Below are 13,489 nucleotides of genomic sequence, written 5' to 3' on the forward strand. Positions count from 1 at the left end.
TCCGGCTTTCGTGCGCGAGTCCTATGTCTCCCCGGGAAGCGGGCGATCCACGCCTGCGGGGGCGGGTCGGATGGGTCGGAGGGGGTGATTGGGGCGGTGGCGGGTGGTCGAGCGCCACGCGCTCGGGTCGCCGGTCGTCGCGCGGCCGGGGGCGGGGTCCCTCGGCGGGATCCGCGAACGCCTGCCGAATCGGAATTCGCCTGATTAAGCTCTGGCGGCACGGGCGACGGAGGAGCGGGAGTGGCCGAGGACGACAGGGCGCTGCCCCAGCAACTTCGGGACGTCCTGCGCAAGTCCGGCCGGCGGCTGGGCTACGACCGGGGCGACGCGCTGTTCATGGAGGGCGACCACCCGCGCCACGTGGTGTTGATCGAGCACGGGCAGGTCAAGATCGAGCGGGCGACCTCGGACGGCTCGGCGGTCACCATCGCGGTTCGGGGACCCGGCGAGTTGGTCGGCGAACTGGCCTGTATCGACGGGCGCGGCCGGTCCGCGACCGTGGTTGCCCTGGGGCCGGTGGTGGCCGTACTGGTCCCGCTGTCCCGCTTTCGCGAGTTGCTCAACACGAACGCGCCGCTGGTGTACGCGGTGCTGATCCGCACGGTGTCGCGGATCCGCGAGTCGGACCGGTGGCGCGTCGAGTACGGCGCACTGGCGACCGGGCGTCGGGTGGCCCGGGCGTTGGCCGATCGCACACTGGGCAGTGCCGAGGGGCCGTACGTGATCCGCACCACGCAGCAGGAACTCGGTGACGCGATCGGCATCTCCCGGGAATCCGTGGTCCGCGCGTTGCGGGTCCTGCACGAGTCGGGGTTGGTGCAGACCCGGCGCGGCAGCATCGTCGTGCCCGATCCGCCGGCTTTGCGGGAATGGGCCGACGGATAACGCGTTGTGTGTCATCTGACGCGTACAACCGGCCGCCGCCGGAGTACTCCTTGAGGGGCGGGGAGCGAGGGCGCGCAAGCGCGCGGTGCGGTAGGGGGATTTCGTGGGAGCCAAGTCGCGATACGTGTCGATCCTGGTGCTCGACGTCGAGCGATTCGGCCGACGTTCGGACGTGACGCAGGAGTGGGTGCGCGGGCGGTTGTACGAACTGCTGCACTCCGCACTCGAATCGGCGGGCATCGCCTGGGACGCGTGTGCGGTCGAGGACCGCGGCGACGGGGCGATCCTGCTGATCCCGGCGAACGTGCCCAAGGAGGACCTGACCGATCTGTTCATCGATCGACTGCACGCCGGACTGCGCAACCACGATCGGCACGCGAGCGACGAGGCACGGATCCGGCTGCGGGTGTCGCTGCACGCGGGCGACGTGGTGCAGGACACCCGGGGCTGGTCGGGCAGTGCGATCAACACCGCGTGTCGGCTGGTCAACGCCGACCCGCTGCGCGACGTGCTGGCGGCGGCCGAGCGCGCGTGTCTCGCGCTGATCGTGTCCCGGTCCTGGCACGAGGCGGTCGTCGCCCCGGAGCGCGGCGGCCTGGAGAGTTCGGCGTACGGGGAGGTGCACGTGCTGGCCAAGGAGGTCGACGAGACCGCATGGGTGTACGTGCCCGGATATCAACGTCCACCCGCCACGGGCACCGACCATGTGGCGACTGCGCCTCGGGTGCGGAAGACGACTGTCCGGCGCGGGGGGCTGGACAGGGGCTTCAGCTTCGACGGTGAGGTTCGCCGGCCTCGGTGACGTGGTGGGTGGGGACGTACTCGGTGCGCCGGGTCGAGGGTGGCCGACCGATGGGGGCGGTCTCGACCGGCGCACGGCGGCCGGCACCGGCGGGCCTGGGAGGGAGAGGTCCGGCGGCGCTCGGCACACCCGCGGACGGGTCGTGCCCCCACGCGCGGGGACACGACCCGTCCGTCGGTCGGTGGGTGGGGCGACGGCGGGTCGATCGGGTGTGCCGACGGGGCGATCGATCAAACGTGCCGTTGCTCAGGAAGCCGGGGGCATCAGCACGGTGTCGACGATGTATACGGTCGCGTTGCTGGTGGATACGTTGCCGCAGACCACCTTCGAGGCGTCGTTGACGGTATACGTCTGCCCCGAGCCCCTGGTCGTGAGCATCTGCTTCTCCAGCGTCTCGAACGAGCCGTTGTCGAGCTTGGCGGGCGCGAGTCGCCGACCCACCACGTGGTAGGTCAGGACCTTGGTCAGCATGGCCTTGTCGGCCAGCAGCTTGTCCAGCGTGTCCTTCGGAATCTTCGCGAACGCGTCGTTGGTCGGCGCGAACACGGTGATGTTCTGCGCGGTGTTGAGCGTGTCCACCAGACCGGCCGCCTGCGCGGCGGTCACCAGCGTGGACAGCGCCGGGTTGTGCGAGGCGGCCGTGGCGACCGGGTCCTGGGCCATGCCGGCGAAGCTGCCCGCGCCGGTGGCGGGCACAGCGGAACACGCGCTGCCGAACGGCGTGGAGGTCGAGCCCGCGGGCGCGGGCCCGGCAGTACCGGCGGCCGAGGAAGGTGCGGCCGCCGGTGCGGCGGTCTCGCTCTTCTTGGCCGAGTCGTCCTTGTCGTCGCTGCCGCACGCGGCAAGCGGGATCGCGAGCGCGGCCACGGTGGCCAGGGTGGCGATGGGGCGGGGGAGCAGGCGAACGGTCTTCACGTGAAGACTTCCTTTCGATGAAAAGGGTTTGGCGGTACGGGAAATCGACGGCCGGATCAGGTGACGGTGACCACCACCGAGTGCCGGCCGGTGGCACCGTCGGGCACCGTGCCGACCCGCTTGTCGGTTTGGACCGCGCCGGTCGCGTCCGTGGCGCGGACCTCGATCCGGTGCGTGCCGGGGGTGGTCGGCGTCCACTCCCACACCCACTGGCGCCAGGTGTCCGTGCTCGGCACGTCGGCCTGTCGGGCCGGTTGCCACGGGCCGCCGTCCACGGCGACCTCGACGCCCGACACGCCCCGGTGCTGGGCCCATGCGATGCCCGCGATCGGCACCGGGGTGCCGATCCGCAGGCGTGCGAACGGCTTGGGCGTGTCGATCCGCGACTGGGTCTTGATCGGCGCCTCCTGCGACCAGGTGCGCTTGACCCAGTAGGCGTCGTAGTCGGCGAACGTGGTCAGTTCGAGGTCCGTGAGCCACTTGCACGCGGACACGTAGCCGTACAGTCCGGGCACCACCATCCGGACCGGATAGCCGTGTTCGAACGGCAACGGTTCGCCGTTCATGCCGATTGCGAGCAGCGCGTCGCGCCCGTCCATGGCGACCTCGACCGGTGTGCCGATGGTCATTCCGTCGGTGGACCGGGAGACGAGCTGGTCGGCGGGCCCACCTTGGGACGGCGGTCGGACGCCCGCTTCGCGCAGCAGGTCGGCCAGGCGTACGCCCAGCCACCGCGCGGTGCCGGTATAGGGGCCGCCGACCTCGTTCGACACGCAGGTCAGGGTGACGTCGCGCTCGATCAGGGGGCGGCGCAGCAGGTCGTCGTAGGAGAACGTCAACGGCGTGCGCACGCCCTCGCCGTGGATGCGCAGCGACCAGTTCTCGACCTTGATGCGTGGCACCACGAGTGCGGTGTCCACCCGGTAGAAGTCGGCGTTGGACGTGGTGAACGAGGACAGCCCGGGCAGGTGCAGGTCGACGCCGGCCGGGAGCGGCGGGGCCGGTTCGGCGGGGGCCGGCAACCTGATCCGGTTGCGGAAGGCGGCGATCGAAGCCCGCTTGCCGTTGCCGACGACGCGACCGGCGGTACCGGTCACGACGGAGCCCACGGCGACCGCGCCCGCGGCGATCAGGAAGGTTCGGCGGTCGAACGCACGATCCTCCGCGCGCATTGCGACCACCGGCCCGGTCAGCCACCACAACACGGCCGCGCCGGTGCCGGCGCCGAGCAGCGACGGCAGGACGTCCGGGAATCCGGCGCCGGCCCGGTGTTGCGCCACGAACGCGCCGAGCAGGCCGAACGCACAAACCCCCGCCGTCGCGGTGCGCCGCAGCCGCAGCGACAACACGCCCAGGCCCAGTGCGATCAGCGTGAGGATCACCAGGATCCCGGCCCGCAGCATCAGCTTGTCGTCGGTGCCGAACTCCCGGACGGCCCAGTCCTTCACCGCCGGGGGAGTGCGGTCGATGACCGCTCCCCCGACAGCGGGAAGGGGACCCGCCTCGGGCCGGACGAACGCCGCGCCGAGTTCGGCGACGGCCAGTGCCGCGCCGGCGGACAGCAGTCCGCTCAGCGCGGCCGATCCGGCCCGGATCCATCGGCGAGTCTCGATTCCTTTCACGTCGGGCCATTCGCAGCCGACGGGGGGTGCGGATTGCTCGTTCACCCGAACGGGTTGTGCGCCGACTCGATTGCCGGTGAAGCGATCGGAACCTGCCCGGTGTGCCCACCAATCCGTTCCGCGCTCGGCGCCGAATATGGGTCGGACGCCTGTGTGGGGCGGTTCGGCCGAACACGAAGACGGACCCGGATTCGCACGAGTCGGTGGTGCGGATGCCCTCGGGCACCCCCCACGGCTGACCTTCGCGGGATCGGGCGGGAGCGGGAGCGGGACATGGACGATCGGTACGGACACGGCCGACGAGGCGGGTACGGGTTCGCGGATGGCCCCGGGCCCGGGGACTGCGGTGTCGGCGGCGGTATCGGTTTCGGTACCGCTTTCGGTATCGGTACCGCTTTCGGGGTCGTGCGTGCTTGCGGGATGCGTGGTGAGCGCAGGTGAGGACCGTCGTGCACATCGCCTCGTCGGATGAGCGCGGGCCGTCCCTGGAGGATCGGCTCGCGAGTGTGGCGATGGGGGACCAGGAGGCGTTCGCGTTCGTCTACGACGCGGTGATCGGCGCGGTGCTCGGCGTCGCACGTCGGGTGGTCCGCGATCCCGCGCAATCCGAGGAGGTGGCGCAGGAGGTGCTGCTCGACGTGTGGCGTACCGCCGCCCGCTTCCGCCCGGACAAGGGCAGCGCGATGGCCTGGATCCTGACCATGGCCCACCGACGCGCGGTCGACCGGGTGCGCTCGGCCCAAGCGGCCACCGACCGCGAACACCGCACCGCCGCACGTGAGCACACGACCGAGTACGACGAGGTGACCGAGGCGGTCGAGTCCCGGCTCGAACGCGAGCAGGTAAGGCGCTGTCTGCGCACCCTGACCGAGTTGCAGCGCCAGTCGGTGACCCTGGCCTACTACCGGGGCTGCACCCACCGTGAGGTGGCCGGCCTCCTGGACGTGCCGTTGGGCACGATCAAGACCCGCCTGCGGGACGGCCTGATCCGCCTGCGCGACTGCCTGGGAGTGGGCACATGACCCTCGCCGACCTGCACACGCTGACGGGGGCGTATTCCGTGCACGCCCTCGACGAGGACGAACAGCGGGAATTCGAGAGCCACTTGGCGGTATGTCCGGCCTGCACGCAGGAGGTCCGGGAGTTCCGCGAAACCGCCGCTCGCTTGGCCTCGTCGGTCGGCGCGACACCGTCGGCGGAACTGCGCCGACGGGTACTCGACGGCATTTCGACGGTGCGACAGCTGCCTCCCGAATTGCCCGCCCCGGAGCCGGTCGTCGGCATCGGGCGGCGCCGGACCCGGCGGGTCACGGTGTTCGTGGCGGCGGCGTGCCTGGCCGTGATCGGCGCGCTCGGCGGAGTCGCGATCGACCAGTACCAGGACGCCCGCAGGGCCGAGCGGGCGGTGGATGCACAGCGCGAGCGCAGCGCCGGGATCGAGGCGGTGATCACCGCGCCGGACGCGGTCCAGGCGTCGGCACCGGTGACCGGGGGCGGAACGGCGAAGGTCATCGTGTCCCGCGCGCTGGACCGGACCGTGCTGCTGACGACCGGTTTGCCGTCGTTGTCGAACGCACGGGTGTACCAGGGCTGGTACGACGACAACGGCCACATGCGTTCGATCGGGGTGATCCGGCCGGGTAAGGCGTTGCTGGCGTCGGCGATCGACCGGGCATCGGGGGTCGGGCTCACGGTGGAGCCGGCGGGTGGCTCCGCACAGCCGACGGGAGATCCGATCGTGTTGCTCGAATTCCCGGCCGGGCGGGCGTGAAGGGTCGGGCAGGCCGGGCGGGCGTGCGGGTCTCGGGATCGGCCGCGCGGGCGTCGAGGGGTGCGCAGCGGAGTCCGGTGGTCACGGCGGGTGCCCGCAGAGGGTGATCGCAACTTGATTTGTGCTCGCGTGTGTTCGAGGATTTCGAGCCATGGGACCTCTCAAGCCGGATATCGCCGAACTGATCTTTGGATTCATCACCTTCCTGGTGGTCTTGGCGGTGTTCGCGAAGGTGTTGTTGCCGCGCATCGCTCGCACGATCGCCGAGCGGCACGACGCGCTCGAAGGCGGTTTCGACCGGGCGACGGACCTCCAGGCGGAGAGTGAAGCGGCGCTGGCCGAGCTGCGGGCGCAGATGAACGAGACGCGCAAGGAAGCCGCGCTGGTTCGGCAGCAGGCGGCCGAGGAGGGGGCCCGGCTGATGGCCGAGGCGCGCGCGGAGGGACAGCGGATCAAGGACGAGCTCGTCACGTCCGGCCACGAGCGGCTGGACACGGACCTCGCCCTGGCGAGCGCGTCGTTGCACGCGGAACTGGGCCTGATCGCGACGGAGCTGGCGGGCAAGGTGCTCGGCGAGCCGGTGGGCCCGCTGGTGGCCGACAGCGATGTGATCGAGCGCTTCCTGGCCGAGTTGGACCAGTTGGACACGGAGCAGGGCGGCGGTTCGGCCGACAAGGGCTGAGCGACGGGCGGCACAGGTGGCCGGGCCCGGGGATCGTCTCCTCGGGGCCGGTCACTTTTGCGTTCGGTGGTCGTGCCGGTTCAGGACCGGGACTGGGATCAGGACCAGCACCAGGACCAGGAGCAGGGCTAGGAGCAGGGCTAGGACCGGGGCCGGGACCTGGGCGGGCCTGTGCCCGCGTCCCGTGCCCCGGCCCGTGCGGCTCGACGGTCAGCCTCGGTAGTCCGGGTCCGGCTCGAACTCCGGGTAGAACTCCGGCTCCGGTTCGAAGTCGGGTTCGTAGTCGTTCTGGTAATCGGGCTGGTAGTCCGGCAGGGGTTCGCGGATGAGTTCGGGCACCGGCTCGCGGATGAGCTCGGCGGCGGGTGCCGAGGTGGGCGGCGCCGGGGTACGGGTCGCTCCGGGCGCCTGCGCGGGCGCGGGCGTGGCGGGGCCGCCGGGCGTCGAGCCGGCCAGCGTGTCGAGGATCGACTGGCCGTACTTGGCCAGCTTGTTCTCGCCGATGCCACTGATCGTGCCGAGTTCGGCCAGGGTGCCGGGCCCGGTGGTGGCGATCTCGCGCAGCGTCGCGTCGTGGAAGATCACGTACGCCGGTACGCCCTGCTCCTTCGCGGTCGCCGCGCGCCACGCGCGCAACGCCTCGAAGATCGGCGCAGCCGCCGCGGGCAGCTCGATCGGCGCGGCCTTGCCCTTGCCGGCCTTGGCGGCCCGGTCGGCCTTGGCCGCGCGCGCCGGACGCTCCGGCTCACGGCGCAGCATCACCTCGCGTCGTCGGCCGAGCACCTCCTCGCTCGCCTCGGTGAGCACGAGCGCGTTGAACGAGGGCTCTACGGCGATCAGCTTCATGGCCAGCAACTGGCGCACCACGCTCATCCATTCGGTCCGCCCCAGCTCGGTGCCGATCCCGAACACGCGGAGCGTGTCGTGGTCGAACTGGATGACCTTGGCCGTCTTGGCGCCCAGCAGGATGTCCACGATCTGGCCCGCGCCGAACTTCTGCCCGCGCCGCTCGTGCTTGAGCCGCCACACGGTCGACAACACCTTTTGGGCGGCGATCGTGCCGTCCCAGGAGGCCGGCGGCGACAGGCACGTGTCGCAGTTGCCGCACGCGGTGCTCTCCTGGCCGAAGTAGGCGAGCAGGCGTACGCGTCGACACTCGACCGTCTCGCACAGGGCCAACATCGCGTCGAGGTGCGTGCCCAGTCGGCGGCGGTGGGCCTGGTCGCCCTCCGAGCCGTCGATCATCTTGCGCTGCTGCACCACGTCCTGGAGCCCGTACGCGAGCCACGCGGTGGACGGCAACCCGTCGCGCCCGGCGCGGCCGGTCTCCTGGTAGTAGCCCTCGACCGACTTGGGCAGGTCCAGATGCGCGACGAAGCGCACGTCGGGCTTGTCGATACCCATCCCGAACGCGATGGTGGCGACCATCACCATGCCGTCCTCGCGCAGGAAGCGGGACTGGTTGGCGGCACGCACGCGCGAGTCCAGGCCCGCGTGGTACGGCAGCGCGTCGATGCCGTTGTCGACCAGGAACGCGGCGGTCTTCTCCACCGAGGCCCGGGACAGGCAGTAGACGATGCCCGCGTCGCCGGCGTGTTCGGCACGGAGCAGGTCGAGCAGCTGCTTCTGCGGCTTGTCCTTGTGCACGATCCGGTACTGGATGTTGGGCCGGTCGAAGCTGGCCACGAAGTGCCGGGCCTGTTGCAGGTTCAGCCGGGAGGCGATCTCGGCGTGGGTGGCCTCGGTCGCGGTCGCGGTGAGCGCGACGCGCGGCACGTCCGGCCAGCGCTCGTGCAACTGGGAGAGGGTGAGGTAGTCGGGCCGGAAGTCGTGACCCCACTGCGCCACGCAGTGTGCCTCGTCGATCGCGAACAGCGAGACGATGCCCCGGTCCAGGAGTCGCAGGGTCGCGTCGACCTTCAGCCGCTCCGGTGCCAGGTAGAGCAGATCCAACTCGCCGGCCAGGAACTCCGACTCGACCATCCGCCGCTCGTCGGGGTTCTGCGTCGAGTTGAGGAACCCGGCGCGCACGCCCAGCGCGGTGAGGGCGTCCACCTGGTCCTGCATGAGCGCGATCAGCGGGGAGATGATCACGCCGACGCCTTTTCGCACCAGCGCGGGGATCTGGTAGCAGAGCGACTTGCCGCCGCCGGTGGGCATCAGGACGAGTGCGTCACCGCCCTCGATCACATGGTCGATGATCTCCTGCTGGCTCCCGCGAAACGAGTCGTAACCGAAGACGCGATGCAGAACCTGCAGCGCTTCGCTGATCTGGGGACCGTCGTCGAGCGCTGTCATCCGAGCAGTCTAAGAGCTGCCGGCGACACCCGAAGCCGGTCTGTGGACAACGCGGAGCGACCGTGCGCGGCACGGTTGTGGACAACCCCGAAGGACCTGGCCATAACGCTGCGCGGCCGGGCGCGGGCGGCTCCCTGTGGGACTCCCGGAAGCCGGCTGGGTGGTGTCTCGGGTGCTTGGCGGTGTGATGGGGGCGGGGCCGGGTGGGGTCGTCGAGGGGGCGGGGGGTCCTGGGTCGGGGGTGGGACACGGAGGGGGCGCGGGGCTGCGTGGGACGGGTGCGGGTGCGGTGCGGTGCGGTGCGGTGGTGCCGCTCGGGGTGGGGTGTGGGCGCGGATTGCTCACGGCGGGGCGTGTGCGCGCCGTGGGATCGCTCGGGACGGGTGTGGGTGCGGATGCGGTGCGGGCCTGGCTCGGGGTGTGGGCGTGGATTGCTCACGGCGGGGCGTGTGCGCGCCGCGGGATCGGTCGGGACGGGTGCGCGTGTGGTGGGGGCCTTGCTCGGTGCGGGGTATGGGTGCGGTGCGGGCCTGCTCGGGTGCGGGCGCGGTGCGGGTTGCCTACGGCTGGGTGCGGCGCGGGACGCCCAGCGGGTTGGCGTCCCGCAGTTCCGCGGGGAGCAGCGCGTCGGGCCAGTCCTGGTACGCGGTCGGCACCAACCAGCGCTCCAGGGCGGTGCCGCCGACCGAGGTGTGGCCCGGGGCGGTGGTGGCGGGCCACGGGCCGCCGTGATGCATCGCCCAGCACACCGCGACGCCGGTGGGCCAGCCGTTGTGGATCAGTCGGCCGACGCGCGGACGCAGGGCGGCGCCGACCCGGGCGGCGAGCGGGTGGTCGGCCTCGACCGTGTGTACCGAGCCGGTGAGGCTGCCCGGGAGCCGGTCGAGTGCGGCGAGCAGGGCGTCCTCGTCGGCGTAGGTGACCACCAGGCCGGCCGGACCGAAGGTCTCCTCGGTCAGCTCGGCCGCGTGCGCGACGAATTCGGCGAGATCGACATGCCACACCACCGGTGCCACCGACCAGGCCCCCTCGGCGGCGGTGCCCCGGGCGAGCTCGCGTCCCGCGTGCGCCGACGTGCCGTCCTCGTACGCGTCCCGGATGCGTTCGGACAACATCGGGCCGCCGGTCGCGGTGCGGGCGTGCGTGGCAATGGCGTCCAGGAGTTCGGTGGCCTCCGGTACGAACAGCAGCCCCGGGTTGGTACAGAACTGGCCGGTGCCGAGGGTGAGTGAGCCGAGGTAGCCGGCGGCCAGTTCCTCGGCGCGTTCGGCCGCCGCGCCGGGCAGTACCACGACCGGGTTGACGCTGCCCAGTTCGCCGAAGAACGGGATCGGGTCGGGGCGGCCGGCAGCGAGGTCGAACAGGGCCCGCCCGCCCGCGAGCGAGCCGGTGAAGCCGACGGCGGCGATCCCGGGGTGGGTGACCAGCGGGCCGCCCGCGGCGCGGCCGACGACCAGGCCGAGCAGGTCCTCGGACACGCCGGCGGCGGTCAACGCGGTACGCACCACCCGGGTCACCGCGAGCGACGTTGCCGGATGCGCCTCGTGGGCCTTGACCACGACCGGACACCCGGCCGCCCACGCGGAGGCGGTGTCGCCGCCGGCGACGGAGAAGGCGAACGGGAAGTTGCTCGCGGCGAACACCGCGACCACACCGATCGGGTGCAACATCCGCCGCACATCGGGCCGGCCGAGCGCCGGATCGGCCGGGCTGAGCACCGCGCCCACGTGTGCGCCGTCCCGGAGCAGGCCGGCGAACATCCGCAGTTGGCCGGACGTACGGGCGACCTCGCCGGTGAGCCGCACCTCGCCCAGCGCGGTCTCCGCGTCCGCGACGGCGACCAACTCGGCACGCGCGGCGTCGAGCGCATCGGCGACGGCCTCCAGCACCTCGGCCCGCTCGGGACCGGAACGCCCGGCCCACCCCGGCGCGGCGGCCCGGGCGGCGGCGACGACGCGATCGACATCGGCCTCGGTGCTGCCGGCCACGGGATCACCGACCGGCGCTCCGGTGCGGGGGCTGCGCCCCTGTACGGCGGCCGGTGGTACTGCGGGCGACTGTTCGACGGCCGGCTGCACGACGATCGGCTCGGCGGTGGGAGTCGGGGTCGACTCGGTCACGGCGATTCCTCCGGGTCGGACGAACGATGCCTGAGGGGTGGTCAGGCGCGGTGGGGCGAGGTCGATGATCCGGAACCATCGAATCATGATCCGGTGGGTGGTTCGACAGCCGTCGAGTCGAAAGCCTCGCGGGTACCGTGCGGAACGGACCGAACCGGCTGAACGGATCGAACCGGCCGAACGGATCGAACCGGCCGAACGGACCGAGCCGACTGCATGGGTCGAACCAGCTGAACGGACCGAGCCGACGGAACGGGTCGAACAGGCCGAACGCGCCGAGGAGATGAGGAGGCATGTCGGCACTACCCGCCTGGATGTATCCGCCGAACGGCACCCGTTGGACCGCCGACGACATGGACAGGTTGCCGCCGGAGGCGCCGCGTCATGTGGAACTCATCGACGGGGCCCTGATCTTCAGTACGGGGCCGCAACGGATCTTCCATTCCCGGGTCAAGCGCAACCTGACATCGGTACCGGCCGCGCAGACACCGGTCGACATCGGCGTCGACGAGGAGATGGCCGTCCGCCTCGACGACCTCACGCGACCCGAACCCGACGTCGTTGCCTATTCGGACACGAGCGACTTCAGCCGGACCTGGTTCGACGCGTCCGAGGTGCGCCCGGCCGTCGAGGTCGTCTCGGTGGGGTCCGAGTGACGCGATGGCAAGCGCAAGCCCGCCCGTTATGCCTAGGCGGGGATCCCGCACTTCTGGCGGATCGAGGAGGAGGCGAAACTGCCGGTCGTGTACGTCTTCGAACTCGAACCCCCCACCGGCAGCCATGTCCCGACGGGGATCCATCGGATCCGGTTGCAGGTTGTGGTGCCCTTCCCGATCGACATCGATCTCGCGGCTCTGATGGGGTGAGTCGGGCCGCCCCCGGTCGGTGTTGCTCCGCCGGACGTGTTGCTCCGCCGGTCGGTGTTGCTCCGCGTGGTCCCGGGGCGTCGGGTCGAGTCAGCCGTTTCGGCGTGAGGTGCCTCGGATCTCCAGGTGGGTCGGTACGAGGCGGCCGGTGGGTGTGGGGTCGCCGGATTCCAGTGCTTTGAGCAGCAACTCGACTCCCACGGAGGCGATTTCGGTCGGGTTCAGGCTCAGGGTGGTGATCGGCGGGTCGGTCTGGGCAGCGGTCGGGTCGTCGCTGACGCACACGATCAACAGGTCCTCCGGGACGCTCAGGCCGTGGGCACGAACGGTATCCAGGATCAGCGGCGGGCTCACCTCGGTGAGCACGAAGAGCGCGTCCGGGCGATCGGGTCGCGCCAGCATGTGATCGACCACGGCGCGGGTGACCTGGTTGCCGGGACGTGCGGTCAGTTCCACGAGGGGAGCGAATCCCCGTTCCAGACACCATGCGTGATACGTCGTCAGGGCTTCCTCGTAGAACAGCGAGGTGGAGTGCGCGGCCACCAGGCCGATCCGCCGTGCGCCGCCCGCGGCCAGATGATCGAGCGCGCCGCGCACGGCGGCCACGTGGTCGATGTCCACCCAGTGCGCACCGGTCATGCCCTCCAGCCGCCGGTCGGAGACGACCGGGATGCGGGCCGCCAGGAAGTCCTCGACCAACGGGTCGTCCGCGAGCGGGTCGGCCACCACGGCGGCGTCCAGCGGCAGGTCCGCCCACTCGTCCCTGGCCGAGTGGGTGGGCAGCAGGACCAGCGCGTATCCGTGGGCGAGCGCGGCCTGCGCGGTGGCGCTGGTGAGCTGGGCGAAATAGGGCGATTCCATGTACGACCACGGCGTGTCCACGTACTCGCGTACCGCGTAGCCGATCAGCCGGGCGTGCCCCGCCCGCAGCAGTCGCGCGGTCGCGTTGGGCCGGTAGCCGAGTCGGCGCGCGGTCTCCTGCGCGTGCAGCCGGACCGCGTCGGACAGCCGGCCGGTGCCGTTCAGGGCGGCCGAGACGGTGGTCTTGGACAGCCCCGCCTCGCGCGCCACGTCGACGAGTCGGACCCGGGGCACGGAGGCGGGACGCCGGCCCCCGTCGCGAGGTGAGGTGGTCATGTCACCACATGCTGCCGGCTGCCGAGTTGCCAGTCACGCGCGGTCCATGGAGCGGTGACCTTCGGAAAACCGTTCCCGCATGTGCTTGTGCGGGAACGTTCCCGCGTCGATACTCCACACAGCTTCGGCGGCGGGCGGGGAGCCCGGGCATCTCGGTGCCCCCGTTACCTCCGCGTCGGCTTCCGCGGGCTTCCGCGGGCGTTTCGCGGGCGCTCGCGGGCGGCCTCGGGCGGCCTCGGGCGTGCCTTGCTCCTTGGGTGTTCTTGGGCGTCCTTGGGCTTCCTTCGGGTGCCTTGGGTTTCCTTCGGGTGCCTTCGGCGCCGGTCGTCCGCTTCCCGTTCGCAGCCCCATCCGCCGCCTTCGCCCGTTGCTTCCCTTCCCGTCGTCTGCG

11 protein-coding genes are annotated in these 13,489 nt (G+C 71.5%); 6 read left to right on the forward strand and 5 right to left on the reverse strand.

Annotation, left to right across the window (positions count from 1 at the left end; genetic code table 11):
- Positions 1-240 precede the first annotated feature (240 nt).
- Both ACIBM5_RS12330 and ACIBM5_RS12335 read left to right on the forward strand, forming a co-directional pair.
- Positions 241-885 (forward strand): Crp/Fnr family transcriptional regulator, encoded by a 645-nt coding sequence (locus ACIBM5_RS12330; protein ID WP_396006806.1) that lies wholly within the window; start codon positions 241-243, stop codon positions 883-885.
- Positions 886-988: 103 nt separating this feature from the next.
- The gene (locus ACIBM5_RS12335; RefSeq protein ID WP_396006807.1) at positions 989-1,687 is read left to right on the forward strand and encodes a hypothetical protein; all 699 of its coding nucleotides are present in this window, start codon (positions 989-991) and stop codon (positions 1,685-1,687) included.
- Between the two features lie 246 nt (positions 1,688-1,933).
- Here the strand turns inward: ACIBM5_RS12335 and ACIBM5_RS12340 are convergent, their stop codons facing one another.
- Positions 1,934-2,602, reverse strand: coding sequence for a fasciclin domain-containing protein (locus ACIBM5_RS12340; RefSeq protein ID WP_396006809.1), 669 nt, complete (start codon positions 2,600-2,602; stop codon positions 1,934-1,936).
- A gap of 56 nt (positions 2,603-2,658) precedes the next feature.
- Positions 2,659-4,224: a molybdopterin-dependent oxidoreductase gene (locus tag ACIBM5_RS12345; RefSeq protein ID WP_396006810.1), complete on the reverse strand. Its 1,566-nt coding sequence runs from the start codon at positions 4,222-4,224 to the stop codon at positions 2,659-2,661.
- A 437-nt stretch (positions 4,225-4,661) separates the two neighbouring features.
- Here ACIBM5_RS12345 and ACIBM5_RS12350 point away from each other — a divergent pair, with 437 nt between their 5' ends.
- From ACIBM5_RS12350 to ACIBM5_RS12360, 3 genes are all read left to right on the forward strand, one after another.
- The gene (locus ACIBM5_RS12350) at positions 4,662-5,246 is read left to right on the forward strand and encodes a sigma-70 family RNA polymerase sigma factor (RefSeq protein ID WP_396006811.1); all 585 of its coding nucleotides are present in this window, start codon (positions 4,662-4,664) and stop codon (positions 5,244-5,246) included.
- Complete coding sequence (locus ACIBM5_RS12355) at positions 5,243-5,995, forward strand: anti-sigma factor domain-containing protein (protein ID WP_396006812.1); 753 nt, start codon at positions 5,243-5,245, stop codon at positions 5,993-5,995. Before ACIBM5_RS12350 ends, ACIBM5_RS12355 begins: the two co-directional genes overlap by 4 nt.
- 151 nt (positions 5,996-6,146) lie before the next feature.
- Positions 6,147-6,677, forward strand: coding sequence for a hypothetical protein (locus ACIBM5_RS12360; protein ID WP_396006813.1), 531 nt, complete (start codon positions 6,147-6,149; stop codon positions 6,675-6,677).
- 210 nt (positions 6,678-6,887) lie between these two features.
- Here ACIBM5_RS12360 and recQ read toward each other — a convergent pair whose 3' ends face one another.
- Both recQ and ACIBM5_RS12370 read right to left on the reverse strand, forming a co-directional pair.
- Positions 6,888-8,975 carry a DNA helicase RecQ gene (recQ, locus tag ACIBM5_RS12365; protein WP_396006814.1) on the reverse strand — a complete coding sequence of 696 codons (2,088 nt, stop codon included), beginning with the start codon at positions 8,973-8,975 and terminating at the stop codon, positions 6,888-6,890.
- 560 nt (positions 8,976-9,535) lie between these two features.
- Positions 9,536-11,095 carry an aldehyde dehydrogenase (NADP(+)) gene (locus tag ACIBM5_RS12370; protein ID WP_396006815.1) on the reverse strand — a complete coding sequence of 520 codons (1,560 nt, stop codon included), beginning with the start codon at positions 11,093-11,095 and terminating at the stop codon, positions 9,536-9,538.
- 293 nt (positions 11,096-11,388) lie between these two features.
- On the opposite strand from ACIBM5_RS12370, the gene ACIBM5_RS12375 reads away from it, so the two are divergent.
- On the forward strand, positions 11,389-11,751 hold the full coding sequence (locus ACIBM5_RS12375) for a Uma2 family endonuclease (protein WP_396006816.1): 363 nt from the start codon (positions 11,389-11,391) through the stop codon (positions 11,749-11,751).
- A 300-nt stretch (positions 11,752-12,051) separates the two neighbouring features.
- Here ACIBM5_RS12375 and ACIBM5_RS12380 read toward each other — a convergent pair whose 3' ends face one another.
- Positions 12,052-13,098: a LacI family DNA-binding transcriptional regulator gene (locus ACIBM5_RS12380; RefSeq protein ID WP_396006817.1), complete on the reverse strand. Its 1,047-nt coding sequence runs from the start codon at positions 13,096-13,098 to the stop codon at positions 12,052-12,054.
- Between the last annotated feature and the right edge of the window lie 391 nt (positions 13,099-13,489).

The sequence above is a fragment of the Embleya sp. NPDC050493 genome (assembly GCF_044458105.1).
In the GTDB taxonomy this organism is placed as follows: Bacteria; Actinomycetota; Actinomycetes; order Streptomycetales; family Streptomycetaceae; genus Embleya.